Raw genomic sequence first — 25,512 nt, forward strand, 5'->3', positions numbered from 1 at the left:
TTCTGTGAATTGAATTTCAGATGGCCTGAAATTCAATTCAACAATGCCGATAAACCTTGTTTTGGGAAATGAAAAAGTAGAAGCCGCTTTTTATTGATGTGCATCAAGCTACTAACCCGGCAGTTTACCAATTATGCTTTCTTCAAAATCAAGAAGGTTTTTGATATTTCTATTCAAATTTGAATAATTTAATTTAAAATTGGGTCGACGCTCCTTAATTAAATGTAAATATTCAACACAATTTTTCTGCAATACTTCCAAATTTTCTATTTCCTCATGAAAATTAAAAAATATTTCCATATACTTATAATAACTCCCCTTTTTGATTGAGTCATGGGAAAAAGAAAACTTACCATACGTTTGTTCATTAATTTCTTTGTAATCCTCTATATTCATAGTATTAAAATGATAAAATATTTCATATTCAATGCATAATCGTAAGTCGTTAAAAATATCATCAATTTTACTTTCTATATTTTCTTTATCCTTATCAAGCACACTTCTAAGCAAATTTCTCCAATCAGTACAAGATAAATTTCTGATATATCTATATTTTTTATAATATGAATCGTAGGGGTTATATTTTAAAATATTACTAATAGAAAACGGCGATGAAGGATTTATTGTTATATTATTAAACTTATTGAACCCGTCACTGATATTTTTAAATGCATTAAATATGATTTCTCTTAATTTGTTTTGCTTATCTTTATTAATGATGAAATCTATTTCATCAGATAAGTTATTACTATATGCAAAGATATCCCTTGCGCATAATGCAAATCCATCAGATAGAAACAAAACCTTATCATCATCTGAATATTGCTGATGCCAATATTCAGCACGCTCTAATAACAAACAACGAAGCTCATCAAATTTTTTATTTTTAAGAAATTTTTCTACTTCTTGCATACGAAGTTGATTCATCCGTAGTATCCTTAATGTTTAAATTAATATAACTTAATGTGTTTTCGAGGAAAACTTTTAGCCCAACATGGTTTATTGTTTATCTGTTTTCGTCGGGCATAAATGCCCGATTTTCAAGCTACCTGAAAGATTTTCAGACGGCCTCCACCGCCCCCAATTCCAGCAACACCTGAAACCCGTCATTGATATACCGCGAATCGGGCATTTCTAAAAACGGGAATGCTGCTACGTCGCCCAAGTTCAGTGATGCCATGCGCAGGATGACGGCGGCGAGGTTGCTGCGGACGATTTCTGGGTCAGTAAATTCGGGGCGACTGTTGAAATCTTCTTCTGAAAACAGTCGGATACATACGCCTGCGGAGACGCGGCCGCAGCGGCCGGAGCGTTGGCGGGCGGCAGCTTGGGAGATTTTTTCGACATGAAGCTGCTCTACTTTTGCCCGTGCGGAATAGCGTTTGACGCGTGCGAGGCCGGTGTCGATGACGTATTTGATGCCCGGCACGGTAAGCGAGGTTTCAGCGACGTTGGTTGCCAGCACGATGCGGCGTTTCGCGCCTGTGGGGTGGAAGATTTTGTGCTGCTCGGCGTGCGACAGGCGTGCGAACAGGGGCAGGATTTCGTCGTTGCGGCGCAGCGTGGATTTGCGCAAGGCTTCGGCGGCTTCGCGGATTTCGCGCTCGCCCGGTAGGAACACCAAAATATCGCCTTCGCCGTGTCGCGCCAATTCGTCCGCCGCATCGACAATCGCGTCGGTCAACTCCACTTCCGCGTCGTCTTCGTCTTTGCTGGTCAGCGGGCGGTAGAGGATTTCGACGGGATAGGTGCGCCCGCTCACTTCCAGCACGGGCGCGCCGTTGAAGTGTTGGGAGAAGCGTTCTGCATCTATCGTTGCCGAGGTGATGATGACTTTCAAATCGGGGCGGCGCGGCAGTAGCTGTTTCAGGTAGCCCAAGAGGAAGTCGATGTTCAGGCTGCGTTCGTGTGCTTCGTCGATGATAATCGTGTCGTAGGCGGCGAGATAACGGTCGGTCTGCGTTTCCGCCAGCAGGATGCCGTCGGTCATCAGCTTGACGCAGGCATCGCGCGATGTGTGGTCGGTAAAGCGCACTTTATAGCCGACCGCGCTGCCGATTTCCGATTTCAGCTCTTCGGCAATCCGCTCTGCCACCGAGCGCGCGGCCAAACGGCGCGGCTGGGTATGCCCGATTAGCCCCGCTGCCCCGCGCCCGAGTTCCAAACAAATCTTGGGCAACTGCGTGGTTTTTCCCGAACCGGTTTCGCCGCAAATAATCGTTACCTGATTTTCAGCAATGGCTTTTTTGATTTCTTCGAGCTTTTCGTGAACGGGCAGAGTGTTGTCGAATTCGGGCTTGGGCAGTTTGGACAGGCGTTGCAGATAGAGGTCGTGCGATTTTTTGTATTTTTCCTCAACCTTGGCCAAGCCGCCGTATTTATTGGGGTTTTTAAAGGCAGATCGCAGAAAATGGCGGTCTTTGGAGAGAGTTTGGGCGAAATCGGGTTGCGGCATGATAGTGCAATAAATTGAATAATGTGAAAAGAATGGAATTATAGCAAAAGGCCGTCTGAAACTTGCTTGCTTTCAAGTTTCAGACGGCCTTTGTATGGATAAACCGTTTTAGTCGGCGGCGTGCCAAGGTTTTTGCATACCGGCGTGGAAACTCGGTTTTTCTCCGCCCCACAAGGTGTCGATGTCGTAGAAGTCGCGCACGGCAGGGAGCATGACGTGGACAACGAGGTCGCCTGCGTCGACGAGCGTCCATTCGCCGCTGTCGCCTTCGGTGCTGAGGATTTCAAAACCGGCTTCTTTCAAATCGACGGCAACGTTGTTCGCCAGTGCTTTGACTTGGCGTGTGCTGTCGCCGCTGGCAATAATCATGCGGGCGAACAGGGAGGTTTTGTCTTGGGTTTCCAAAACAGAGATGTCTTTGGCTTTGATGTCTTCAAGGGCGTTTACGGCCACTTCGACCATTTTTTGCAGGTCTTGCAATTCTTGTTCGTTCATTATTTTCCTAGTTGAAATGTTTTCAGACGGCATTATAGCTTATCTGCCTGAATAAACGCTATTTTTCATAGAGTTTGTGTTGGCGGATGTATTGGGCGACGGATTGCGGCAGGCCGTCTGAATGGTGCGTTTTGGCGAGATTGGCGCGGATTTGGGTGGAGCTGGTGTTGTGCAGCGGCGCGTTGAGGATACGGACGCTGCCGTTTTGTAGGGCTTCGCCAAGCCATGCGTGTAATTCGCGCGGGGTTTTGTTGAGGTTGTCGCCTTGGCGCATGGCGATGGCGATATTAGTCTGGCGTACGAGGGTTTGCCATTTTTTCCATGTGTGCAGCTGCATCAGGCTGTCGCTGCCCATCAGCCACCACAGTTGCGCGCCGGGAAATTGCTGGCGGAAGATTTGGACGGTGTCAAACGTATAAGTCGCGCCGTCGCGGACGATGTCGCAGTCGCTGGCGGCGAATTTCGGCTCGTCGGCGATGGCGAGTTCGACCATATTGAGGCGCTCTTGTGCCGGCGTGCGCGTGCTGTCTTTATGGTACGGGTCGCCTGCCGGCAGGAAGACGACAAGGTCCAAACCGATTTCGTCGGCGAAGGCTCGGGCGATGTGGAGGTGGCCGTTGTGGATGGGGTCAAACGTGCCGCCGAATAATCCGATGTTTTTCATTTCGTGGTGGTGTCTGCGTTAGATGTTTTGGCCGTCTGAAGCAGGCAGGCTGCCATCAACAATCAGGTTGAGCTTGCCTGTAGTCGGGTGGATGACCAGGCCGTGGATGGCGATGTTGTCGGGCATCAGCGGATGTTTGCGAATCAGCTCGACGGTATGGCGCACGCTGTCTTCGACGTTGTCAAAACCGGTCAGCCAGCCGTCCAAATCGATACCGGCATTGCGCAGGGTTTCGATGCGGTCGTCGGGAATATTGCTGTCGTGTACGCGTTGGAGGAACTCTTCGGCGTGTAGTCCGCGCATACCGCAGTCGTGGTGGGCGATGACCATGATTTCTTTGACTTTGAGCTCAAATACGGCCACCAACAAACTGCGCATCACCGAACCCCAAGGGTGCGTCACCAGCGCACCGGCGTTTTTGATGAGCTTGGCATCGCCGTTTTTCAAGCCCAAGGCATTGGGCAGCAATTCAATAATGCGTGCGTCCATGCAGGAAAGAATGGCCAGCTCGCGGCCGGGGTATTTGTCGGTGAAATATTTTTCGTACTCTCCCGATTCAACGAAATGTTGGTTGTAGGAAAGAATATCAGTCAATTCGCTCATGATGTGCTCGTTTCGGATGATTTACTCTATTATAGCGGTTTTCGGGTAGTGCGGTTATTTTGCAAATTCGCCGTAAACGGCTAAAATCGACGTATCTTTAGTTCTTTTGGAGGATGCGCCATGTCTCAGTCTTTCCGTTTTGAACAAGTATTCACACCCGATGTCCACGATGCGTTGTGGGATTGGGCGCAGGCAAGCTATGGCGCATCCGACGATTGGTGCATTCTGTATCTCAACGGCCTGCCTTTAGGCCGTCTGAACCCGTTATGGCGCGAACACCTCGGACAAGATTGGACAGGCAGGCAGTCGACCCTTTCAGACGGCCTGAATTTGGAAACAGACAGCTGGTCTCAGATGGGTGACAGTTTACAAACGCTGGCGCAACAATGGCGCGAGTGCGGTTGGCTCAAAGGTTGGCGCGGTGAAAAGTTCGACATCTGCGACCAGTCGGGCAAGCCTTTATGCGCACTCGAACGCGCCGCCTTCCGTCCGTTCGGCCTGATGAGTCAGGCGGTTCACTTGAACGGATTGGTCGAAACAAAAAACGGTTTGCGCTTTTGGATAGGCCGCCGCAGTCCGCACAAAGCCGTTGATCCAAACAAACTCGACAACCTGACCGGCGGCGGCATCAGCAGCGGCGAGAGGCCGTCTGAAGCCGTCTGCCGCGAAGGCGAAGAAGAAGCCGGCATTCCCGCTTCATTAACACCCCATATCCGACCGACCGCCCAAATATATAGTTTGCGCCCCGTTAATCGCGGTGTCCACAACGAAATCCTGTATATCTTCGACATCGTCCTGCCCGAAAGCTTCCAACCCGCCAACCAAGACGGCGAAGTCGCCGGTTTTGAACTGATGGACATCCCCACCCTGCTTGATGCCATGTTGGGCGGACACATGATGCACGATGCCCAGTTGGTCACGATCGAAGCCTGCCGTCGATACGGCCTGATCGACCCCAAACATCCGCTGTCCGCATGGCTCGACAGCATCCGTTGCCGACCCCATTTTTAAAGGCCGTCTGAAACCATGTTGCAACTCAAAAACATCAACAAACGCTTCGGCAGCAAAACCGTTGCCCAAGACATCAACCTAAACGTCGAAGCAGGCGAAATCCTCGCCGTACTCGGCCGCTCCGGCTGCGGCAAATCCACCCTGCTCAAAACCATCGTCGGCTTGGTGCATCCCGACAGCGGCGAAGTCTGGCTCAACGGCGACAACATCACCGACATGCCGTCTGAAAAACGCAATATCTCGCTGATGTTTCAAGACTACGCCCTTTTGCCGCATTTAACCGCCCTCGACAACGTCGGCTTCGGCCTCAAAATGCGCCGCCTGCCCAAAGCCGAAATCGAAGAACAATCCATGCAGGCCTTGCGCGACATCGGCTTGGAACACGAAGCGCAACGCAAACCCGAAAGCCTCTCCGGCGGCGAACAGCAACGCCTCGCCCTCGCGCGCGCCCTCATCACGCGCCCTTCGCTGTTGCTCTTGGACGAAGCCTTCTCCAGCCTCGACACACACCTGCGTCACCACCTGCGCACCCTGACCGCCGAGCGCATCCGCAGTCAAAACATCCCCGCCATTCTCGTGACCCACTCCGCCGAGGAAGCCTGCACCATGGCCGACACCATCGCCATCATGCACGAAGGCCGCATTCTCCAACACGGCACGCCGGAAACCCTTATCCGCCGTCCCGTCAACGCCCAAGCCGCCCTGCTGCTCGGTTTGACCAACACCGGCGACATACGCTACATTCCCCAACACGCCATCCGATTTGACCCGAACGGCACAGCCGTCCGCATCAGCGAAGCCGTCCCCCTCGCCGAAGGCACACGCCTCACCCTCGCCCATCCGCAATACGGCAATTTGATTTGGTATCCCCACGCCGACCACAATGCAGACAAACCGCAAACCGGACAGGAAATCCGCATCAGCGTGGATGAAAGTCAGATTGTTTGGTTTGATTGAATTTGATGGATTAAGAAAAAGAAAAAGGCCGTCTGAAAGATCAGTTTCAGACGGCCTTTTGGTAGGTTGGGTTGTAAACCCAACACAAAACAGATGATTTAACGGTTTTGTTGGGGCTTGACCCAATCTACGCTTACTTACAGAGAAATTTATATTGACTGATGCGTCATTACGCGTCATAATGCATCAAATAATTTTTTTAGGAAAGTGAAATGGGTTTTGATTTTGCCTCAAATGATGTTCTGTTAGGGATTGATGAAATTTGTCAAAAACTTAGTATCTCGCGTTCAACGTTTGAACGGATGAGACGCAGCAATAAAAAGACGATCTTGCCACCGTCTTACAATCCATCATCAGAGGAGTTTTCAGGACTTGCGCCCTTTCCTGAACCAACGATTATTTTAGGTAGAAGTCCACGATGGAGTGCAACCGTACTCAACGAATGGCTTCGCAAAAATTCAATATCTTCCTTAAGAAAGGATACATTTAATGACTACCGAAGAAAATTTGGCTCGTTGTAAGCAAAAGATTGAAGCACTAGATGAAAGATTAACCAAACTGGAAATAAAAAATTCTCTTTTGCATGAAAGAGTTAATTCACTGGAAGAGTATCGTAATTCAGCAATAAAGGCTGATTTAAATAATGGGATGAAAGGAGTGGATGCAGCTAAAAAATATGACTTAAGCCCTGGACGCATTTCACAGATTAAAAATAGCGATAATAAAGAGCGGTATGGGGGTAATAGTAGAAGAAAACACTAAGCAACCTATTTAATAAAAGCAGCCTGAAAACGAGATATGTTTTCAGGCTGCCTTTCGTACAATCAAATAGCTATTACTCTCTCAACTTCGCCAACTGCGCCTGAACTTTCGCCATTTTGTCTTCCAACTCCGCCAATTCCGCCTTATCTTTCTCCACCAAATGTGCGGGGGCTTTGTCCACATAGCCGGGTTTGGAGAGCTTGGCATTGAGTTTGTCCAAGGCTTTTTGCAGCTTCTCGGCTTCTTTGCTCAAACGGGCGGTTTCTGCGGCTTTGTCGATTTCGACTTTCAGCATCAGGCGTGCGCCGTTGCAGACGGCGACAGGTGCATCTTCCGCTTCGGGCAGGTTGTCCACCAGCTTGGCTTCGGTCAGTCGGGTCAGCGATGGCAGGTATTTGAGCAGGCCTTCGAGTTCTGCACTGCCTTCGACGAAGAGCGGTGCTTTGACGTTTGGCGCGATACCCATTTCGCCGCGCAGTTTGCGCACTTCTTCCACCAAGTCTTTCAATGCGGCCATTTTGTCGAAGGCCGTCTGAACGATTTTTTCTTTATCGGCTTGCGGATAGGCGGCCAACATGATGCTGTCGGCGGTTTTGGCATTGGCCAGAGGCGCAACGACCTGCCACAGCTCTTCGGTAATGAAAGGCATGATTGGGTGCAGCAGGCGCAGGATGGTTTCGAGTACGCGCACGAGGGTGCGGCGTGTGGTGCGCTGGGTTGTCGGGCAGCCGGTTTGGATTTGCACTTTTGCCAGCTCGATGTACCAGTCGCAATATTCGTTCCACACAAATTCGTACAGCGTTTGCGCGGCAAGGTCGAAGCGGTAGGTTTCAAAGGCTTCGGCAACGGCGGCTTCGGCTTGTTGCAGTTTGCCGATAATCCATTGGTCGGCGAAGGTAAACGCCAACGGCTGCATTTCGTCTTGACCGCAGTCTTTGTCTTCGGTGTTCATCAACACGAAGTTGGTGGCGTTCCACAATTTATTGCAGAAGTTGCGGTAGCCTTCGGCACGTTTGAAGTCGAAGTTCACGCTGCGGCCGAGGCTGGCGTAGCTCGCCATGGTGAAGCGCAATGCGTCCGCACCCATGCTGGGGATGCCTTCGGGGAAGAGTTTTTTCGTGGCTTCTTCCACTTTCGGCGCGGTTTCGGGTTTGCGCAGACCGGTCGTGCGTTTTACCAGCAGTTTTTCCAAGTCGATGCCGTCGATCAAATCCACAGGGTCGATGACGTTGCCTTCGGATTTGGACATTTTTTTGCCTTCGTGGTCGCGCACGATGCCGTGGATGTACACGTCTTTAAACGGTACTTTGCCGGTGAAGTGGGTGGTCATCATAATCATGCGCGCCACCCAGAAGAAGATGATTTCGTAGCCGGTAACCAAGACGTTGGACGGCAGGAAGGCTTTGAGTTCGTCGGTTTCAGACGGCCAGCCCAGTGTAGAGAACGGCACGAGCGCGGAGGAGAACCATGTGTCCAATACGTCTTCTTCGCGGGTCAAGCCTGTTTTGCCGGCTTGTTTTTCGGCTTCCGCCTGATTGCGGGCGACGTAAACATTGCCTGCTTCGTCGTACCATGCGGGGATTTGATGTCCCCACCACAGTTGGCGCGAGATACACCAGTCTTGGATGTTGTTCATCCATTGGTTGTAGGTATTGACCCAGTTTTCAGGGATAAAGCGCACCGCGCCGCTGTCGACGGCTTTTTTGGCTTTGTCGGCGAGACTCAAGCCTTTGTATTCACTGTCAGGCTCGCCGCCGTTTGGTGTGGCGGACATGGCGACAAACCATTGGCTGGTCAGCATCGGTTCAATTACTGAGCCGGTGCGGTCGCCTTTTGGCGTCATCAGCGTGTGCGCTTTGATTTCGACCAGCAAGCCTTGTTCCTGCAAATCGGCGACCATTTGTTTGCGCGCGGCAAAGCGGTCTAAGCCTGCGTATTTTTCAGGCAGGGCAAAACCTTGTTGCGCTTCGCCTTTGAAGTTGAACACTTCGGCGTTTGCCAGCACTTTGGCTTCCAAATCGAACACATTAACCAAGCGCGTGTCGTGGCGTTTGCCGACTTCGTAGTCGTTGAAGTCGTGCGCAGGCGTGATTTTCACGCAGCCTGTGCCGAAGTCTTTTTCGACGTATTCGTCGGCAATCACGGGGATGGTGCGGCCGGTCAGCGGCAGGATTAATTCCTTGCCAATCAAATGGGTATAACGTTCGTCTTCAGGATTGACGGCAACGGCAACGTCGCCCAGCAGCGTTTCGGGACGGGTGGTCGCCACGATAACGGCTTCGGCGGGATTGTCCGCCAGCGGATAGCGGATGTGCCACATAGAGCCCTGTTCTTCCACGCTTTCCACTTCCAAATCCGATACTGCTGTACCCAAAACTGGATCCCAGTTCACCAAGCGTTTGCCGCGGTAAATCAAGCCTTGCTCATACAGGCGCACGAACACTTCGGTCACGGTTTCGGCGCGCACGTCGTCCATCGTAAAATACTCGCGCGTCCAGTCTGCGGAACAGCCCACGCGGCGCATCTGCTGCGTAATCGTGCCGCCGGAAACTTCTTTCCATTCCCACACTTTTTCTAAGAATTTTTCGCGGCCCAAGTCATGACGGGACACATTTTGCGCGGCAAGCTGACGCTCGACCACGATTTGCGTGGCAATGCCCGCATGGTCGGTGCCGGGAATCCAGGCGGTGTTGCAGCCTTTCATGCGGTAGTAGCGGGTCAGACCGTCCATAATGGTTTGGTTGAAGGCATGACCCATGTGCAGCGTACCGGTTACGTTGGGCGGCGGCAGTTGGATGGAAAAAGACGGTTTGGTCAAATCCATATCGGGCTGGAAATAACCTTGGGTTTCCCAGTTTTGATAGTGTTTGGATTCGATTTCGGCGGGATTGTATTTGTCTAACATGATGGAACTTTGTGAAATTAAGGTTATTTTTGATGTGCGGATTATAACGCAAAAAGGCCGTCTGAATCATTTCAGACGGCCTTTGGCATACGGGTTTTAAAAATGGAACAATACCAGGCTGACGGCAATCACCGCCATGCCCGTTGTCAGGCCGTAAACGGTTTCGTGGCCGTCTGAATAACGTTTGGCGGCCGGCAGCAGCTCGTCCAACGCCAAAAACACCATCACGCCGGCTATCACGCCGAATACCGAACCAAACACGGCAGGCGACAAAAACGGCTGTAAAATCAAATAGCCCAAAGCCGCACCCAAAGGCTCGGCCAAGCCGGATAGCAGACACGCCCATACCGTTTTCTTACGGCTGCGGGTGGCAAAATAAACCGGCGCGGCGATGGAAATACCCTCCGGAATATTATGGATGGCAATCGCCAAGGCCAAAGGCATCCCGACCGCCGGATTCTCCAAGGTGGCAAAAAACGTCGCCAAACCTTCGGGGAAATTGTGCGCCGTAATCGCAAACGCCGCCATCATGCCGACTCGCGCGATATGGCGGCGTTTGCTTTCTTGAAACGACGGGTCTTGCGCGTCTAAGGTTTCATGCGGGTTCGGCACCAGGCGGTCGATCAGCGCAATGCCGCCCATCCCGGCCAAAAATGCCATGGTCGCCGCCGCAAACGCGTGGTCTTTATCATAAATTTCAGCGAACGCCTCACTGGATTTACTGAAAATCTCCGTCAGGGAAACATACACCATCGCACCGCCGGCAAATGCCAAACCGAACGATAACACACGCGGATTGGGCGTTTTGGAAAACATCACCAAGCCACTGCCTAATACGGTAAACAAACCGGCAGCCAACGTGATGGAAAAGGCAACGGCCAAATTGGACATCGAAAAATCGTGCATGAGAAAACCTGCGCTAAAAGCTGGGACAGGGTCAGACTAACACCTTTTAATGCGCATGATAATAGTTATTATTTATTTTATTGATTGGATACACGGATTTTGAAACAAAAGGCCGTCTGAAAAATAATTTTCAGACGGCCTTTAAATTTGAAATGCCGCTAAACCTTATCGCTTTCCAGCTTAAGCCTGATAGCGAGACAGGCTCAAATCGTCGCTGCGGATTTCGGTGTCTTTGCCGCTTACGATATCGGCGGTTAATTTTGCCGAACCCAGCGACATGGTCCAGCCCAAAGTGCCGTGGCCGGTATTCAGGAATAAGTTTTCAAAGCGGGTGCGCCCGATTAACGGCGTACTGTCGGGCGTCATCGGTCTGAGGCCGCTCCAGAACAATGCTTGGCTCAAATCGCCGCCTTCGGGGAACAAGTCGTTGACGACCAAAGCCAAGGTTTCGCGGCGTTTTTCGGGCAGTTTGATTTCGTAGCCCGACAATTCCGCCATGCCGCCGACGCGGATTCTGTTATCAAAGCGCGTGATGGCGACTTTGTAGCTCTCATCTAACATGGTGGAAACCGGAGCGCCGTCTGAATTTGTGACCGGCAGGGTCAAAGAATAGCCTTTGACGGGATAAATCGGCAGATTGAGATCCAACTGAGCCAAAACCGTCCTGCTGAAGCAGCCGAGCGCGCAGACGAAGGCATCTGCTTCAAAGCGTTCTTTTTCGGTTTCGACTGCGCTGATGCGCTGCCCGTTGTGTTCGATGCGACGGATGGTTTGGTTGAAGTGGAACTGTACGCCCTTTTCCTGACACAATTTGTATAGGTTTTCAGTGAAGAGGTGGCAGTCGCCGGTTGCGTCTGCGGGCAGGTGCAGGCCGCCGGCAATTTTGGCGGTAACGCGTGCCAGCGCAGGCTCAAATTCTGCGCATTCTTCGGGTTTCAGACGACGGTACGGCACACCATAGCGTTCCAAAACAGCAATGTCTTGTTCTGCCGCTTCGACTTCTTTGGTTTGGCGGAAAATCTGCAACGTCCCTTTTTTACGTCCTTCAAAATTCATGCTGGTTTGCGCTTCAAAACGGCGGAACATTTCGCGGCTGTATTCGGAAATCCTGACCATGCGCTCTTTATTGATTTGATAGTGCGCTGCCGTGCAGTTTTGCAGCATTTGCCACAGCCATTCGATTTGATACAGGCTGCCGTCAGGGCGAAACAACAAAGGCGGATGGCTTTTAAACAGCCATTTCAGCGCTTTGATCGGAATACCGGGAGCAGCCCAAGGCGTGGTATAGCCGTAAGAGAGCTGGCCTGCGTTGGCAAAACTGGTTTCCATCGCCACACCCTCGGCGCGGTCGATGACCGTTACTTCATGTCCTGCCTCTGCCAGATACCACGCGGAAGATACGCCGGCCACACCAGCACCTAAAACAAGCACTTTCATTTTTCTCCTCCTCTGACTTTTTTCAAAACAAACTTAATATACATCGGGCCGTCTGAATGTTCAGGTTCAGACGGCCTTGGACATTAATGCGGCAATTCGCCGTTTTTGATTTTTTGTTTGAAGTCGCGCGTTTCATTGACGATGACTTTCGCCATCAACAAAAGCGCAATCAGGTTGGGCAAGGCCATCAAACCGTTGAATGTATCCGAAGCCAGCCACACCAAATCAAGGCTCAACACAGTTCCCAGCATAACCGAAGAAACATAACCGACGCGGTACAAACCGGCAAACTTCTCGCCGAAGACGTAAACCGCGCATTTCTCGCCGTAATAACACCAGCCGAGAATGGTTGAGTAGGCAAAGAAAATCAGGCCGATGGTGACAATCCAACCGCCGATACCGGGCAGCATTTTTTGGAAAGTGACGGTTGTCAGCGCTGCGCCGCTCAATTCAGGTTTGACAAACTCGCCGCCTGCGCCGAGCAGACCCATCACCAAAATAATGCCGGTAATCGAGCAAACAACGATGGTGTCCAAAAACGTGCCGGTCATGGAAACCAAAGCCTGACGGACGGGGTGGTCGGTTTTCGCGGCGGCGGCGGCAATCGGCGCAGAACCCATACCCGCCTCATTGGAGAATACCCCGCGTGCCACGCCGTAGCGGATGACTGTACCGATGGCACCGCCTGCCACGGCCTGTGCGCTAAACGCATCGGAGAAAATCAGTTTGACGGCAGGCATCAGTACATCGGAATTAATCACGATAATGGCAATACCGCCTACTACATAAAACACTGCCATGGCAGGTACGATAAAGGACGCGGCTTTGGCGATGCCCTTAATGCCGCCCAAAAGCACGATGGCCGTTAATACGGTCAATATCACGCCGGTGTAGGCAGGTTCAACACCAAAGCTGGTCTGCACTGCCTGCGCAACCGAGTTGGACTGCACCGAGCTGCCGATACCGAAGGAAGCGAATGTGCCGAACAGCGCAAATGCAACGGCCATCCATTTCCAGTTTTTGCCCAAGCCTTTTTCGATGTAATACATCGGGCCGCCGGACATTTCGCCTTTAGAATTGGTGACACGGTATTTCACCGCCAACACGCCCTCGCCGTATTTGGTGGCCATACCGAAAATGGCGGTCATCCACATCCAAAATACCGCGCCCGGGCCGCCGGTTACCACCGCAGTCGCCACACCGGCGATGTTACCCGTACCGATGGTGGCGGACAGCGCGGTCATCAACGCCGCGAAATGGGAAATATCGCCTTCATGGTCTTCACCGTCTTCATGCTTCTTTGACGGCACAAACGCCTGTTTCAGCGCATAACCCAACATGGTGAACTGCAAGCCTTTCAGCAAAACGGTCAGCAAAATGCCCGTACCGACCAGCAGCATCAACATAATAGGTCCCCAGACCCAGCCGCTGATGGTTTCGAAAAAGGCTTTGAGATTATCTAAAAAAAATTGCATGGCTTTCTCCTTTGTCTGTTTTATTTTTTATGCACTACTTTTTGTAGTGTCATGTAATTTCAGCACAGAATATTCAATAAGACAATATCTTTCTTTTTAAAAAGATTTTTGAGGTTTTACCCTAAAAAGATATCTATTTAGACCGACCAGATTGTTTACAATCCGCTAAAAATAAAGGCTGTAGCCGAGATAAAATGCCAAATGAAAGTTAATTAATCTTCAATTAAGACTGCAACAATTAAAATGACACAATCGACAAATGGCACATTATTGAAAAATACAAACACGCTAATCTTGTTTAAAAAAAGCCTCAGGCCGTCTGAAAAATGGTTTTCAGACGGCCTGAGGCTTGCTATTTATATTGATAAAGTCAGGTTGATGAATGTTGCCCAAGCAACTGCGCCAACACTCGGGCAAAGCGTTCCGGCGCGCCTTCGCTGGTGTGCAAATACAGGGCGGGCTCGATGAGTTCCAATTCATTGAGCAGGAAGGTGTCGCCGACCAATGTGCCGTCCACTCGGGCGTAAACCGGCATTTGCGGCAAAGCGGCCAGTGCGTCTTGCGCGGCACGGATGGCAAACTCGGGCGGCTCGATACCAAATACCGACACGCCATAGGCCGAGTTGGCGCGCCATTCGCCTTGAGGCGGCTGACGGCGTACGGCATGGCTGAATACGCCGTTGAAAAACACCAGCGAGGTTTCACCCGCCGTTTCGATTTCGCGGATATAAGGTTGAACAATCATGCCTTGCGGATAATCCGCCATATCCACGTCCAATACCTCCGCACAAACTTTGACCACGCCTTTGCCGCTCTGCCCGAATGCCGGCTTGATGACTGCTTCCGTCCAGCCTTGTCGGTTCAGGATGTCGGCCAATTCGGCTTTTTGCGGCGGAACGAACACGCTGGGAATCACTCGCGCGCCGCGCGCTGCCAAATCGCACAAATAAGTCTTTTCCATATTCCAAGCCATCAGCTCGGGCGGATTGATAAAACGCTGCCCCGCCCGCCCGGCTTGCTCCAGCCATTGGCGGAAGGCTTCGGGTTCGGCGGCATAATCCCATGCGCACAAAGGCAGTAAAAACGGCGCGGACGGATGGTTTTGCCACGCATCAAATACGGTTTTCACGCCCATGGTTTCCAAGCATGCCGCCAATGTTTTCAGGTTGTCCGATGGTTCGGGATAGGTTTGGCAGGTAATGAGTGCCAAAACGGTTTGCTCGGTCATGGTTGCCGCCTCATTGCTAAAACCAAAATTATATAGCAAAATCAAACCAAAAGATTTTTCAGACGGCCTGATACATGAGGCTGATTCTGATAAAATGGTTTTCCCTTTTCCGTCGGAACATGCTCATGAAATCTGCTCACGTCCTTGTCTGGTTCCGCCGCAACCTTCGTCTGCACGACAATGCCGCGCTTAATGCCGCCGTTGCAAGCGGTTTTCCCATCGCCTGCGTCTGGGTCAGCCAAAGGCCGTCTGAAAACCACAATCTGCGTCAAAGCCTGTTCCACTATCAAGCCGCGCAAGAGCTGCATACCCGTCTGGCGGCGCACCATATCCCTTTATATGTCGTCGCTTCCGACGAAGACCTCCTCCTCTTGGCTGCTGCGTTCAATGCCCATACCGTCATCACAGACGAAGCCTACACCGAAGCCGAAATCCGCCAAGACAACCACCTCTGGCACAATTTCGACCGAGCAGGCATTGCCCTGCAACACGCCAACGACCGCGGCATTTTGGCCAAATCCCCCCTCATGGATGCCAACGGCCTGCCCTACACCGATTTTGCCGCCTATAAACAAGCATGGTCGCAGGCTTATTCAGGACAAAGGCCGTCTGAAACCGAATTGCCTGTTCAAACCGGACAAAACGTTCCACTGTTTCCAGCCCATACCGGCGCAGTATTGCCTGCCTATCAGCAGGGCGGCGAAACCGCAGCCTTAACGCAATGGCACGCGTTCAAACAGAATTTGGTTCACTACCCGATTACCCAAAACTTTCCTGCACGAAAAAACACCAGCCTCCTCAATGCCTACCTGTCCGCAGGCTGCATTTCACCGCGTCTGCTGGCCGCCGAAGGCTTGGCAAACCGACATTTCGAATGGCTGGACAAGCTTATTTTCCGCGACTACTGCTACCAGCTCGCCTACCACCGCCGCCTACCCGAAACAACCGATGCCGCTCCGGTACGCGAATACTGGCGACTCGGCCAAACCGGCGTACCCATCATCGACGCCTCCATCCGCGGCCTCGAAGCCACCGGTCACTTACACCCTGTTCTCCAGCAGCTGTGCGCCCACTATTTCTGCCACGCCCTCAACTTCGACCCCAACCAAGGCATTGCGTGGGCAGCCTCCGTCCAAACCGGCACCGACCCCGCGCTCAACCAAGCCAACTGGCACCTCGCCGCACAAGACACGGCCACCGTCCGCTATGCCCACCGTTCGCATCAAATCGATCCCGACGGCAGCTACATCCGCAGTTACGTCCCCGAATTGGCGCACCTACCGTCCACCCTCATCCACACGCCGTGGGCCGCCGCCGATGACATCGACACACACGGCTACCCCTTTCCCAAGGCCGTCTGAAACCTGCATTCACACCAAAAAACCACACTAAATACAGCTGAAAAACGTTCAAACAAAATATTTTGGTTTCAGATGGTCAAACAGATTGAATAGCCAAGATTTACACGGTAAACTTACGTCATTAAAAAATTTTATTATTTCATGACAATGAAACCCGCATTCGACATAAAAACATCACGTTTGGACGTCTTATCCATCCATCTGCACACCGCAGATTTAACCGAATTGGAAGAATTCCTGCGCCAACTGGCAGGCCAATCCCAAGACGAATTCGTTCCCTTCATTTTAGACGTACAAGATTTCGACCACCCCGAATCCATCGATTTGGGCGGCATGATTTCCCTGTTTGCCCGTTACGGCATGCAAATTTTAGGGCTGCACCACACCAGCGACACATGGGCGGCAGCGGCGGCGCGTTATCACTTGGTATTCAAACAAGGCAACTCCACCCAAGCAGCCGACACACAGGCAGCGCCTGCCTCACGCCAAGCACCGCAGCCGCAAGACGTACAGGCCACCGTTATCAACAATCCGACCGTATTGGTCAGCACGCCCGTGCGTACCGGCCAGCAGGTTTACGCTGAAAACGGCGACCTCATCGTCACCGGCATCGTCAGCCAAGGTGCGGAACTTATTGCCGACGGCAACATCCATATTTATGCCCCCATGCGCGGCAGAGCGTTGGCCGGTGCAAAAGGCAATACCAACGCGCGCATCTTTATTCATTCCATGCAGGCCGAATTAGTCTCCGTTGCCGGTATCTACCGCAACTTCGAGCAAGACCTGCCCGAGCATCTGCACAAAAAACCCGTACAAGTATCATTGCAAGACAACCGACTGGTTATCAGCGCAATCGACGCCGAATAAACATCAGTACTTAAAAAGGAAATATCGTGTCCAAAATCATCGTAGTAACTTCAGGTAAAGGCGGCGTAGGCAAGACCACTACCAGCGCCAGCATCGCAACCGGCCTGGCCCTGCGCGGCCACAAAACTGCCGTAATCGACTTCGACGTCGGTTTGCGCAACCTTGACCTGATTATGGGTTGCGAACGCCGCGTCGTATACGACCTCATCAACGTTATCCACGGCGAAGCGACTCTCAACCAAGCCCTTATTAAAGACAAAAACTGCGAAAACCTCTACATCCTGCCTGCATCGCAAACCCGCGATAAAGACGCACTGACCCGCGAAGGTGTAGACAACGTGATGAAAGAGTTAGCCAGCGAAAAAATGGGCTTCGAATTCATCATCTGCGACTCTCCTGCCGGTATCGAACAAGGCGCACTGATGGCGCTCTACTTTGCCGACGAAGCCATCATTACCACCAACCCGGAAGTATCCAGCGTCCGCGATTCCGACCGTATCTTGGGCATTTTGCAAAGCAAATCCCGCAAAGCAGAACAAGGCAGCACTGTTAAAGAGCACCTGCTGATTACTCGCTACTCCCCTGAGCGCGTAGCCAAAGGCGAAATGCTGTCTGTACAAGACATCTGCGACATCTTGCGTATTCCGTTGATCGGTGTGATTCCTGAATCACAAAACGTTTTGCAAGCTTCCAATTCCGGCGAACCTGTCATCCACCAAGACAATGCCGCAGCAGCAGAAGCCTATAAAGACGTTATCGCCCGCCTCTTGGGTGAAAACCGCGAAATGCGTTTCCTCGAAGCTGAGAAGAAAAGCTTCTTAAAACGACTGTTCGGAGGTTAATACATGTCACTGCTCGATATGCTGTTCGGCAGAAAGCCGAAAACCGCCACAGTCGCGCGCGACCGCCTGCAAATCATCATCGCACAAGAACGCGCACAAGAAGGCCAAGCTCCAGACTATCTGCCGACCTTGCGTAAAGAGTTGTTGGAAGTCCTGTCCAAATACGTCAACGTATCATTGGACGACATCCGCATCTCCCAAGAGAAACAAGACGGCTTGGACGTTCTTGAGCTGAACATCACCCTGCCGGAACAAAAAAAGGCTTAACACATGACCTTGACCGAATTGCGTTACATCGTAGCCGTCGCACAAGAACGTCACTTCGGACGTGCCGCACGACGCTGCTTTGTCAGCCAGCCCACCCTCTCCATTGCCATCAAAAAGCTGGAGGAAGAGCTGTCGGTATCCCTGTTCGACCGTAGCAGCAACGACATCATCACGACTGAAGCGGGCGAGCGCATTGTCGCCCAAGCCCGCCGGGTTCTGGAAGAAGCAGAACTCATCAAACACCTTGCCAATGAAGAACAAAACGAATTGGAAGGCGCATTCAAACTCGGCCTGATTTTTACCGTTGCCCCCTACCTTCTGCCCAAGCTCATTACCGCGCTGCGTGAAACCGCACCGAAAATGCCGCTGATGCTGGAAGAGAACTATACCCACATCCTGACCGAGTCGCTCAAACGTGGCGATGTCGATGCAATCGTCGTTGCCGAACCGTTCCAAGAGCCAGGCATCGTGACCGAGCCTCTGTATGACGAACCTTTCTTCGTCATTGTTCCCAAAGGCCATCACTTTGAAGAACTCGATGCCGTTACGCCTCAGCTTTTGGGCGAAGAACAAGTGTTGCTGCTGTCCGAAGGTAACTGTATGCGCGACCAAGTGTTGGCAAGCTGTTCCGAATTGGCTTCCAAACAGAAAATCCAAGGTTTGACCAATACCCTGCAAGGCAGCTCCATCAACACCATCCGCCACATGGTTGCCAGCGGTTTGGCCATCAGCGTCATGCCAGCTACCGCATTGACCGAAAACGACCATATGCTTTTCAGCATTATCCCGTTTGAAGGCAATGCGCCGCACCGCCGTGTCGTTTTGGCCTATCGCCGCAACTTTGTCCGTCCGAAAGCACTGACTGCTTTGCGCACTGCTATTTTGCAATCGCAACTGACCGGTGTGACCTTCGTCAACGAATAAACCGCAAAACAAAAGGCCGTCTGAATGTTCAGACGGCCTTTTTATTTCTAACCGAATAAAGGATTAGTAGCGGGTATGAACTTGGCTGCCGATAACGCCACCTAAAGCCGCACCACCCAAGGTAGAGCCGGTATCGCCACCAATCAAGTTACCTGCCACGCCACCCAATACCGCACCAGCAGCAGTGTTGCGTTGGGTTTGAGTCATATTGGCACATGCACCCAAAGAGGTGGCCAGCATGATCAAGGTCACAGTTTTTGCAAAAGTTTTCTTCATGGTTTGATTCTCCATCAGGGGTTAAGCTGTATATAGAACAGTATGGCACAACCTTACATTAATATATTTTCTGATAAGTAAAGACAGATTAAACTAAGATAACGCTTTTGATGAACGGTTAACTTCAAAAACAAACGAAAATTCCAATAGAATATTTATAAATTTTAATATATTTGGCATAAAATTGCGCATACATCAACCGCATTCGGTAGTGATACAATGACGACTTGTCTGAACTACCGGAAACACCCGTCATGAGTACCTACGCACTGGCACACATCATCCACGTTTATTGCGCGATTGCCTTTGTCGGCGGCGTATTTTTCGAAATGCTGGTTCTCTCCGTTTTGCACACCGGCCGCGTTTCGCGTGAATCGCGCCGCGAAGTCGAACGTGCCATGTCCCATCGTGCCGTCCGCGTGATGCCGATTGTCGTCATCACCCTTTTCATCAGCGGCATCGTCATGGTGTACAACCGTTATCTGCCAACGCTGCACCATCCTCTCGACAGCGCCTTCAGCATTATGTTGAGCATCAAAATCCTGTTGGCAGTAAGCGTTTTGGTACATTTTGCCATCGCCGTTGTCAAAATGGCCCGACACACCCTTACCGTCGGCTGGTCGAAATACATACACGCCGTTGTCTTCAGCCATATGCTGTTTATCGTCTTTTTTGCCAAAGCGATGTTCTACCTGTCTTGGTAAACCTTACCCATACCCCACACACAAGGATTTTTTATGACCCAATACCCGTCCGTCGGCTCGCCGATGTTTTACGGCATCTTCTTTATTGCCGTCTTAATCATGATCGCCATCGATATGGTATCGCTGAAAAAAAACGGCGCCCACAAAGTCAGCATCAAAGAAGCCCTCGCCTGGAGCGGCATTTGGGTAGCCGTATCCTGCGCATTTGCAGGCTGGCTCTATTTTGAACTGGCGGGTAATCCGACTTACGGGGCCGTTGTCGCCAAAGAAAAAGTCCTCGAATTTTTCACCGGCTATGTACTCGAAAAATCCCTTGCCATCGATAACATATTCGTTTTCCTGATGATTTTCGGCTACTTCAAAGTCGAACCTAAATTCCAACACCGCGTCTTGCTCTATGGCGTATTCGGTGCCATCGTCCTGCGCGCCATCATGATCTTCATCGGCGCAGCCTTGGTACAACAATTTGAATGGATTTTGTACCTCTTCGGCGCATTCCTCTTATACACCGGCATTCATATGATGAAGCCCGAAGCCGAAGCTGAAGAAGACCTTTCCCAAAACAAGATCCTGACCCTGCTCAAAAAAGTCATCCCGACCAGCCAACAGTTTGACGGTGAAAAATTCTTTACCATCGAAAACGGTAAACGCATCGCTACACCACTTTTGCTGATATTAATTATGATCGAATTGAGCGACGTCATCTTCGCCGTGGACAGCATCCCCGCTATTTTTGCCGTAACCACCGACCCTTTCATCGTCCTCACTTCCAACATTTTTGCCATCTTGGGCCTGCGTGCCATGTACTTCTTACTGGCAGACTTTGCCGAACGCTTTATTTTCCTCAAATACGGCTTGGCTTTCGTATTGAGCTTTATCGGTATTAAGATGCTGATTATGCACTGGGTACATATCCCGATTTCCATTTCCCTGTCCGTCGTCTTCGGCGCACTGGGCGCGTCCATCCTGACTTCTTTGGTGTACACGCGTCAGCAAGAGAAAAAATAATCTGCCAATATGAAAAGGCCGTCTGAACATTTCAGACGGCCTTTTCAAATATCAAACACCAGCTTATTTAGCAGCGTCTTTCAATTTGTCGGCAGCTTCTTGAGTCGCATCGGCTGCTTTACCCAAAGCATCTTTAGCCGCATCTTTAGCCGCATCTTTAGCCGCATCTTTGGCAGCATCTTTAGCTTCACCCACAGCAGCTTTTGCATCGTCCAAGGCTTTGTCGCTGGCTTCTTTAGCACCATCGATGGCTTTGCCGGTAGTTTCTTTAGCATCGGAAATTGCTTTCTCCGCAGTTTCCTTCGCTTCGGCACCGGCTTCTTTAGCGTCAGAAACAGCCTGTTCAGCAGCGCCTTTAGCTTCGGAAGCAGCAGCGTTCACATCAGAAGCAACGGCAGAAGCCGCTTCTTGAGTTTCCTGTTTCGCCTCTTGAGAACAAGCAGCCAAGCCGGCTACCATCATTGCAGCAATCAATAATTTTTTCATGTTGTATATCCTTTGGTCTAAAAAATATCTGTCAAAACTGACAGACCAAAAAATCATAACATAATAAACGCTCAAAAAAGGAAGAATTAACGCCAAATAACAGCCGGTTTACGTTTTTTGAAAAAAATTTCAAAAAAACAGTTGACGAAAAGAAACAAGCTACCTATAATGCACAGCTTATCGGGTCGTTAGCTCAGTCGGTAGAGCAGCGGACTTTTAATCCGTTGGTCGAGCGTTCGAATCGCTCACGACCCACCAAATATGAAAACCTGCTTTGAAAAAAGCAGGTTTTTTTATATTCTCCATCAAGCCTTTCTTCACTTGATACCTACTTTATTATCAACATCAAGAATATTCGAACTTTGTCACAATGCTGTTATAGATGTAACTCAAAGCATCACAAACCTCTTAAATCAATCAAACCCAACTCCCCACACATCATCTTTTTCTAAAAGCTTCCAAACACCTATCATCAAACCACGCTAAATCCTCTTGTATGCCAGACAATTTAGGCATAGACTAAAACTACATCCAACTACAACAACAGGAGAAGGTTTGATGAAACAACTGTCTATGTATATCAACGGCCGCTTTGAAACTGACTTTAACGGCACATGGCGTGATGTATTGAATCCAGCAACCGAAGAAGTCATCGCGCGTGAGCCTAAAGGTGGAAAAGCCGATGTTGATCGTGCCGTTGCCGCAGCCAAAGATGCGCAAACTGCATGGGAGCGTTTGCCTGCCGTTGAGCGCGGCGCATACCTGCGCAAAATTGCCCAAGGCATCCGCGAACGCGCCGACGAGCTGACTGACACCATTGTTGCCGAAGGCGGCAAAACCAAAGATTTAGCACGCATAGAAGTCATGTTCACTGCCGATTATCTCGATTATCAAGCCGAATGGGCGCGCCGTTATGAAGGCGAAATCATCCAAAGCGACCGTCCGCGCGAAAACATTTTATTGTTCAAACGTCCTTTGGGCGTGATCGCCGGCATTTTGCCGTGGAACTTCCCATTCTTCCTGATCGCCCGCAAAATGGGCCCGGCTTTGGTAACAGGCAATACCATCGTCGTCAAACCAAGCAGCGTTACCCCGATTAACTGCCACATCTTTGCTGAAATCGTTCATGCTTCAGGCTTACCGGCCGGCGTATTCAACGTCGTCAACGGCTCGGGCGCAGAAATCGGCAATGCCTTGGCATCGCATCCACAAGTCGATATGGTCAGCCTAACCGGTTCTGTCGATGCCGGCCGCCAAGTGATGGAAGCCGCCGCCACCAACATCACCAAAGTCTCACTGGAACTGGGCGGCAAAGCCCCTGCTATCGTCCTGAAAGATGCCGGCTTGGATCTGGCCGTCAAATCCATCTTAGCTTCACGCGTCGGCAATACCGGTCAAATCTGCAACTGTGCCGAGCGCGTCTATGTCCACAGCAGCCTGAAAGACGCATTTATTGAAAAAATGACCGCAGCCATGAAAGGCGTACGCTACGGCAACCCGGCCGAAGCTGAAGCAGGCGCACTGGAAATGGGCCCATTGATTGAAGAACGCGCCGTAAAATCCGTTGCCGAAAAAGTGGAACGCGCTGTCAAACAAGGTGCGACACTGGTCTGCGGCGGCAAACGCGCCGAAGGACGCGGCTATTTCTTCGAGCCGACCCTGCTGACCGATACCGACAACAGTATGGACATCATGAAGGAAGAAACCTTCGGCCCCGTCCTGCCGGTCGCCACTTTCGACACGCTCGATCAAGTCATCGCTTTGGCAAACGACAGCGAATTCGGCCTGACCAGTTCCGTCTACACCACCAATCTGAATGAAGCGTTTTATGTAACCCGCCGCCTGCGTTTCGGCGAAACCTACATCAACCGCGAAAACTTTGAAGCCATGCAGGGCTTCCATGCCGGTTGGAAAAAATCAGGTATCGGCGGCGCCGATGGCAAACATGGTTTGGAAGAATATCTGCAAACCCAAGTTGTTTATTTGGAAACCGATATCTAACCACCGATACGACCCTTCATGAAACAAAAGGCCGTCTGAAACCGATTTTTCAGGTTTCAGACGGCCTTTCTGCCTTTATAGAAAAAAACACCGACATCGCGTAAAATAGAGCCAATTTTTCACTTTATTCAGGCCGTCTGAAAATATCAGCAGCCTGACTCATTTTCCCGGAAAACACCATGAGCGAACAAAACAATCCGCAAATCGAGCCGCAGTTGGACGAAAACCAAATCATCGCCCTGCGTCGCGAAAAACTGCACAACATCCGCAAAGAACGCAACGCCTACCCTAACGATTTCAAACGCGACAGCTTTGCCGCCGATTTGCACGCCCGATACGGCGACATCGGCAAAGAAGAACTCGACCCGCAAGCCGTTCCCGTCAAAATTGCCGGCCGCATGATGCTCAAACGCCAAATGGGTAAGGCGAGCTTCGCCACCATTCAAGACGTGACCGGTCAAATCCAGCTTTATCTGAACAACAAAGGCGTGAGTCAGGAGGTTTTGGACGATTTCAACCATTGGGACTTGGGCGACATCGTCGGCACGGAAGGTACTTTGTTCAAAACCAACCACGGCGAATTGACCGTACGCGTGTCCAACATCCGCCTGCTGTCCAAATCACTGCGCCCTCTGCCGGACAAACACAAAGGCTTGAGCGATCAGGAAACCAAATACCGTCAACGCTACGTCGATTTGATTGCCAACGAAGAATCGCGCAATACGTTTATCAAACGCAGCCAAATCATCCAATCCGTGCGTAATTTCATGGTGAACGAGCATTATCTCGAAGTTGAAACCCCAATGATGCACCCGATTCCGGGCGGAGCGACAGCGAAACCTTTCGTTACCCACCACAATGCCTTGGATATCCCGCTCTACCTGCGCATTGCGCCCGAGCTGTATCTGAAACGCCTGGTGGTCGGCGGTTTGGAGCGCGTGTTTGAAATCAACCGCAGCTTCCGCAACGAAGGCATGTCCGTTCGCCACAACCCCGAATTCACCATGATTGAATTCTACGAAGCCTTCTCCGACTACGAACGCATGATGCAGATGGCGGAAGACATCATCCGCAACGCTTCCCGCGCGGTAAACGGTATGGCAAAAATCAGCTACAACGGCAAAGAAGTCGATTTGGAAAGCCCGTTTGAACGCCTGACCATTCTCGGCGCCATCAAGAAATACAATCCGCACTACACCGACGAGCAGTTGAACGATGAAGAATGGCTGAAAAAAGAAATCGTCAAACACGGCGAAAGCCTGCCTCCTTCTCCAGGCATCGGCAGCCTGCAACTTGCCCTGTTTGAAGGTTGCGCCGAGGGCAAACTGTGGAACCCAACTTTCATTATCGACTACCCTGTCGAAGTATCGCCATTGGCACGCGCATCCGACAGCAAACCGGGCTTGACCGAGCGCTTCGAGCTTTTCGTTGTCGGCCGAGAACTGGCAAACGGCTACTCCGAGTTGAACGATCCAGAAGACCAAGCTGAACGCTTCAAGGCGCAAGTGGCACAAAAAGATGCCGGCGACGACGAAGCCATGCACTACGATGCCGACTACATCCGCGCCATGGAATTCGGTCTGCCGCCGACCGGCGGCTGCGGCATCGGCATCGACCGCTTGGTCATGTTGCTGACCGATTCGCAAACCATCCGCGATGTGATTTTGTTCCCGCAAATGCGTCCCGAATAACGCATTGAAATAAAATCAAGGCCGTCTGAAAACAAAACTCTGTTTTCAGACGGCCTTTTTGTTCAAATATGTAAAACGGAAAAATTAAAATCGATAAATCCTTTACACCATAATAATAAAATTACATGATAATCAAAAAGATAATATAAAAAAGAATATGTAAACGTTTTTCAGTTTGTTGACAGTC

Annotated in this window: 24 protein-coding genes and 1 tRNA gene; 13 read left to right on the forward strand and 12 right to left on the reverse strand. The window is 50.9% G+C overall.

From position 1 onward, the window contains the following. Positions 1 to 111: 111 nt before the first annotated feature. From ACTHSQ_RS07920 to ACTHSQ_RS07940, 5 genes are all read right to left on the reverse strand, one after another. On the reverse strand, positions 112 to 927 hold the full coding sequence (locus ACTHSQ_RS07920) for a hypothetical protein (RefSeq protein ID WP_440371671.1): 816 nt from the start codon (positions 925 to 927) through the stop codon (positions 112 to 114). A 133-nt stretch (positions 928 to 1,060) separates the two neighbouring features. After that, a complete protein-coding gene (gene hrpA, locus ACTHSQ_RS07925) occupies positions 1,061 to 2,455 on the reverse strand; it encodes an ATP-dependent RNA helicase HrpA (RefSeq protein ID WP_440371672.1) in 1,395 nt (464 codons plus the stop codon). A 108-nt stretch (positions 2,456 to 2,563) separates the two neighbouring features. Continuing rightward, the gene (gene rsfS, locus ACTHSQ_RS07930; RefSeq protein ID WP_002246503.1) at positions 2,564 to 2,950 is read right to left on the reverse strand and encodes a ribosome silencing factor; all 387 of its coding nucleotides are present in this window, start codon (positions 2,948 to 2,950) and stop codon (positions 2,564 to 2,566) included. A gap of 58 nt (positions 2,951 to 3,008) precedes the next feature. Beyond that, positions 3,009 to 3,614 (reverse strand): nicotinate-nucleotide adenylyltransferase, encoded by a 606-nt coding sequence (gene nadD, locus ACTHSQ_RS07935; RefSeq protein ID WP_063076212.1) that lies wholly within the window; start codon positions 3,612 to 3,614, stop codon positions 3,009 to 3,011. Positions 3,615 to 3,632: 18 nt separating this feature from the next. Then, complete coding sequence (locus ACTHSQ_RS07940; RefSeq protein ID WP_070748605.1) at positions 3,633 to 4,217, reverse strand: beta-class carbonic anhydrase; 585 nt, start codon at positions 4,215 to 4,217, stop codon at positions 3,633 to 3,635. A gap of 120 nt (positions 4,218 to 4,337) precedes the next feature. Here ACTHSQ_RS07940 and ACTHSQ_RS07945 point away from each other — a divergent pair, with 120 nt between their 5' ends. The 3 genes from ACTHSQ_RS07945 (at position 4,338) to ACTHSQ_RS07955 (ending at position 6,947) form a co-directional block, all read left to right on the forward strand. Continuing rightward, positions 4,338 to 5,228, forward strand: coding sequence for an NUDIX domain-containing protein (locus ACTHSQ_RS07945; RefSeq protein WP_440371673.1), 891 nt, complete (start codon positions 4,338 to 4,340; stop codon positions 5,226 to 5,228). A gap of 15 nt (positions 5,229 to 5,243) precedes the next feature. Continuing rightward, entirely contained in the window at positions 5,244 to 6,185 is a 942-nt protein-coding gene (locus tag ACTHSQ_RS07950; protein WP_440371674.1) for an ABC transporter ATP-binding protein, read from the forward strand. Positions 6,186 to 6,674: 489 nt separating this feature from the next. Beyond that, a complete protein-coding gene (locus tag ACTHSQ_RS07955; RefSeq protein WP_107867938.1) occupies positions 6,675 to 6,947 on the forward strand; it encodes a hypothetical protein in 273 nt (90 codons plus the stop codon). 73 nt (positions 6,948 to 7,020) lie between these two features. Here ACTHSQ_RS07955 and ACTHSQ_RS07960 read toward each other — a convergent pair whose 3' ends face one another. The 5 genes from ACTHSQ_RS07960 to ACTHSQ_RS07980 form a co-directional block, all read right to left on the reverse strand. Beyond that, positions 7,021 to 9,852 (reverse strand): valine--tRNA ligase, encoded by a 2,832-nt coding sequence (locus ACTHSQ_RS07960; protein WP_440371675.1) that lies wholly within the window; start codon positions 9,850 to 9,852, stop codon positions 7,021 to 7,023. A 96-nt stretch (positions 9,853 to 9,948) separates the two neighbouring features. Beyond that, positions 9,949 to 10,758 (reverse strand): zinc transporter ZupT, encoded by an 810-nt coding sequence (gene zupT, locus ACTHSQ_RS07965; RefSeq protein WP_440371676.1) that lies wholly within the window; start codon positions 10,756 to 10,758, stop codon positions 9,949 to 9,951. Between the two features lie 180 nt (positions 10,759 to 10,938). Beyond that, the gene (locus tag ACTHSQ_RS07970) at positions 10,939 to 12,195 is read right to left on the reverse strand and encodes a D-amino acid dehydrogenase (protein WP_440371677.1); all 1,257 of its coding nucleotides are present in this window, start codon (positions 12,193 to 12,195) and stop codon (positions 10,939 to 10,941) included. A gap of 83 nt (positions 12,196 to 12,278) precedes the next feature. Further along, positions 12,279 to 13,670, reverse strand: a complete 1,392-nt coding sequence (locus tag ACTHSQ_RS07975; protein WP_440371678.1) for an alanine/glycine:cation symporter family protein — start codon at positions 13,668 to 13,670, stop codon at positions 12,279 to 12,281. 370 nt (positions 13,671 to 14,040) lie between these two features. Then, complete coding sequence (locus ACTHSQ_RS07980) at positions 14,041 to 14,898, reverse strand: ATP-grasp domain-containing protein (RefSeq protein WP_440371679.1); 858 nt, start codon at positions 14,896 to 14,898, stop codon at positions 14,041 to 14,043. Between the two features lie 125 nt (positions 14,899 to 15,023). Between ACTHSQ_RS07980 and ACTHSQ_RS07985 the strand changes: the two genes are divergently transcribed. The 5 genes from ACTHSQ_RS07985 (at position 15,024) to ACTHSQ_RS08005 (ending at position 19,159) form a co-directional block, all read left to right on the forward strand. Further along, complete coding sequence (locus ACTHSQ_RS07985) at positions 15,024 to 16,259, forward strand: FAD-binding domain-containing protein (RefSeq protein WP_440371680.1); 1,236 nt, start codon at positions 15,024 to 15,026, stop codon at positions 16,257 to 16,259. A gap of 147 nt (positions 16,260 to 16,406) precedes the next feature. Continuing rightward, a complete protein-coding gene (minC, locus tag ACTHSQ_RS07990) occupies positions 16,407 to 17,126 on the forward strand; it encodes a septum site-determining protein MinC (protein WP_003684756.1) in 720 nt (239 codons plus the stop codon). 26 nt (positions 17,127 to 17,152) lie between these two features. Continuing rightward, complete coding sequence (gene minD / locus ACTHSQ_RS07995; protein ID WP_003684743.1) at positions 17,153 to 17,968, forward strand: septum site-determining protein MinD; 816 nt, start codon at positions 17,153 to 17,155, stop codon at positions 17,966 to 17,968. 3 nt (positions 17,969 to 17,971) lie between these two features. After that, on the forward strand, positions 17,972 to 18,235 hold the full coding sequence (minE, locus tag ACTHSQ_RS08000) for a cell division topological specificity factor MinE (protein ID WP_003680625.1): 264 nt from the start codon (positions 17,972 to 17,974) through the stop codon (positions 18,233 to 18,235). A gap of 3 nt (positions 18,236 to 18,238) precedes the next feature. Then, entirely contained in the window at positions 18,239 to 19,159 is a 921-nt protein-coding gene (locus tag ACTHSQ_RS08005; RefSeq protein ID WP_004520212.1) for a hydrogen peroxide-inducible genes activator, read from the forward strand. A 63-nt stretch (positions 19,160 to 19,222) separates the two neighbouring features. Here the strand turns inward: ACTHSQ_RS08005 and ACTHSQ_RS08010 are convergent, their stop codons facing one another. Continuing rightward, a complete protein-coding gene (locus tag ACTHSQ_RS08010; protein WP_080974685.1) occupies positions 19,223 to 19,435 on the reverse strand; it encodes a glycine zipper 2TM domain-containing protein in 213 nt (70 codons plus the stop codon). Positions 19,436 to 19,689: 254 nt separating this feature from the next. Between ACTHSQ_RS08010 and ACTHSQ_RS08015 the strand changes: the two genes are divergently transcribed. Beyond that, on the forward strand, positions 19,690 to 20,139 hold the full coding sequence (locus ACTHSQ_RS08015) for a CopD family copper resistance protein (RefSeq protein WP_049329308.1): 450 nt from the start codon (positions 19,690 to 19,692) through the stop codon (positions 20,137 to 20,139). A gap of 33 nt (positions 20,140 to 20,172) precedes the next feature. After that, a complete protein-coding gene (locus ACTHSQ_RS08020; protein ID WP_440371681.1) occupies positions 20,173 to 21,147 on the forward strand; it encodes a TerC family protein in 975 nt (324 codons plus the stop codon). 63 nt (positions 21,148 to 21,210) lie between these two features. Here ACTHSQ_RS08020 and ACTHSQ_RS08025 read toward each other — a convergent pair whose 3' ends face one another. After that, on the reverse strand, positions 21,211 to 21,633 hold the full coding sequence (locus tag ACTHSQ_RS08025; RefSeq protein WP_440371682.1) for an Ag473 family lipoprotein: 423 nt from the start codon (positions 21,631 to 21,633) through the stop codon (positions 21,211 to 21,213). Between the two features lie 182 nt (positions 21,634 to 21,815). Between ACTHSQ_RS08025 and ACTHSQ_RS08030 the strand changes: the two genes are divergently transcribed. From ACTHSQ_RS08030 to lysS, 3 genes are all read left to right on the forward strand, one after another. Then, a tRNA-Lys gene (locus ACTHSQ_RS08030) sits at positions 21,816 to 21,891 on the forward strand. A gap of 300 nt (positions 21,892 to 22,191) precedes the next feature. Continuing rightward, positions 22,192 to 23,634, forward strand: coding sequence for an aldehyde dehydrogenase (aldA, locus tag ACTHSQ_RS08035; protein ID WP_440371683.1), 1,443 nt, complete (start codon positions 22,192 to 22,194; stop codon positions 23,632 to 23,634). A gap of 179 nt (positions 23,635 to 23,813) precedes the next feature. Next, positions 23,814 to 25,325, forward strand: a complete 1,512-nt coding sequence (gene lysS, locus ACTHSQ_RS08040; RefSeq protein ID WP_440371684.1) for a lysine--tRNA ligase — start codon at positions 23,814 to 23,816, stop codon at positions 25,323 to 25,325. The last annotated feature ends 187 nt before the right edge of the window (positions 25,326 to 25,512 follow it).

Source organism: Neisseria sp. P0009.S008, from assembly GCF_051958615.1.
GTDB classification, from domain to species: Bacteria; Pseudomonadota; Gammaproteobacteria; order Burkholderiales; family Neisseriaceae; genus Neisseria; species Neisseria subflava.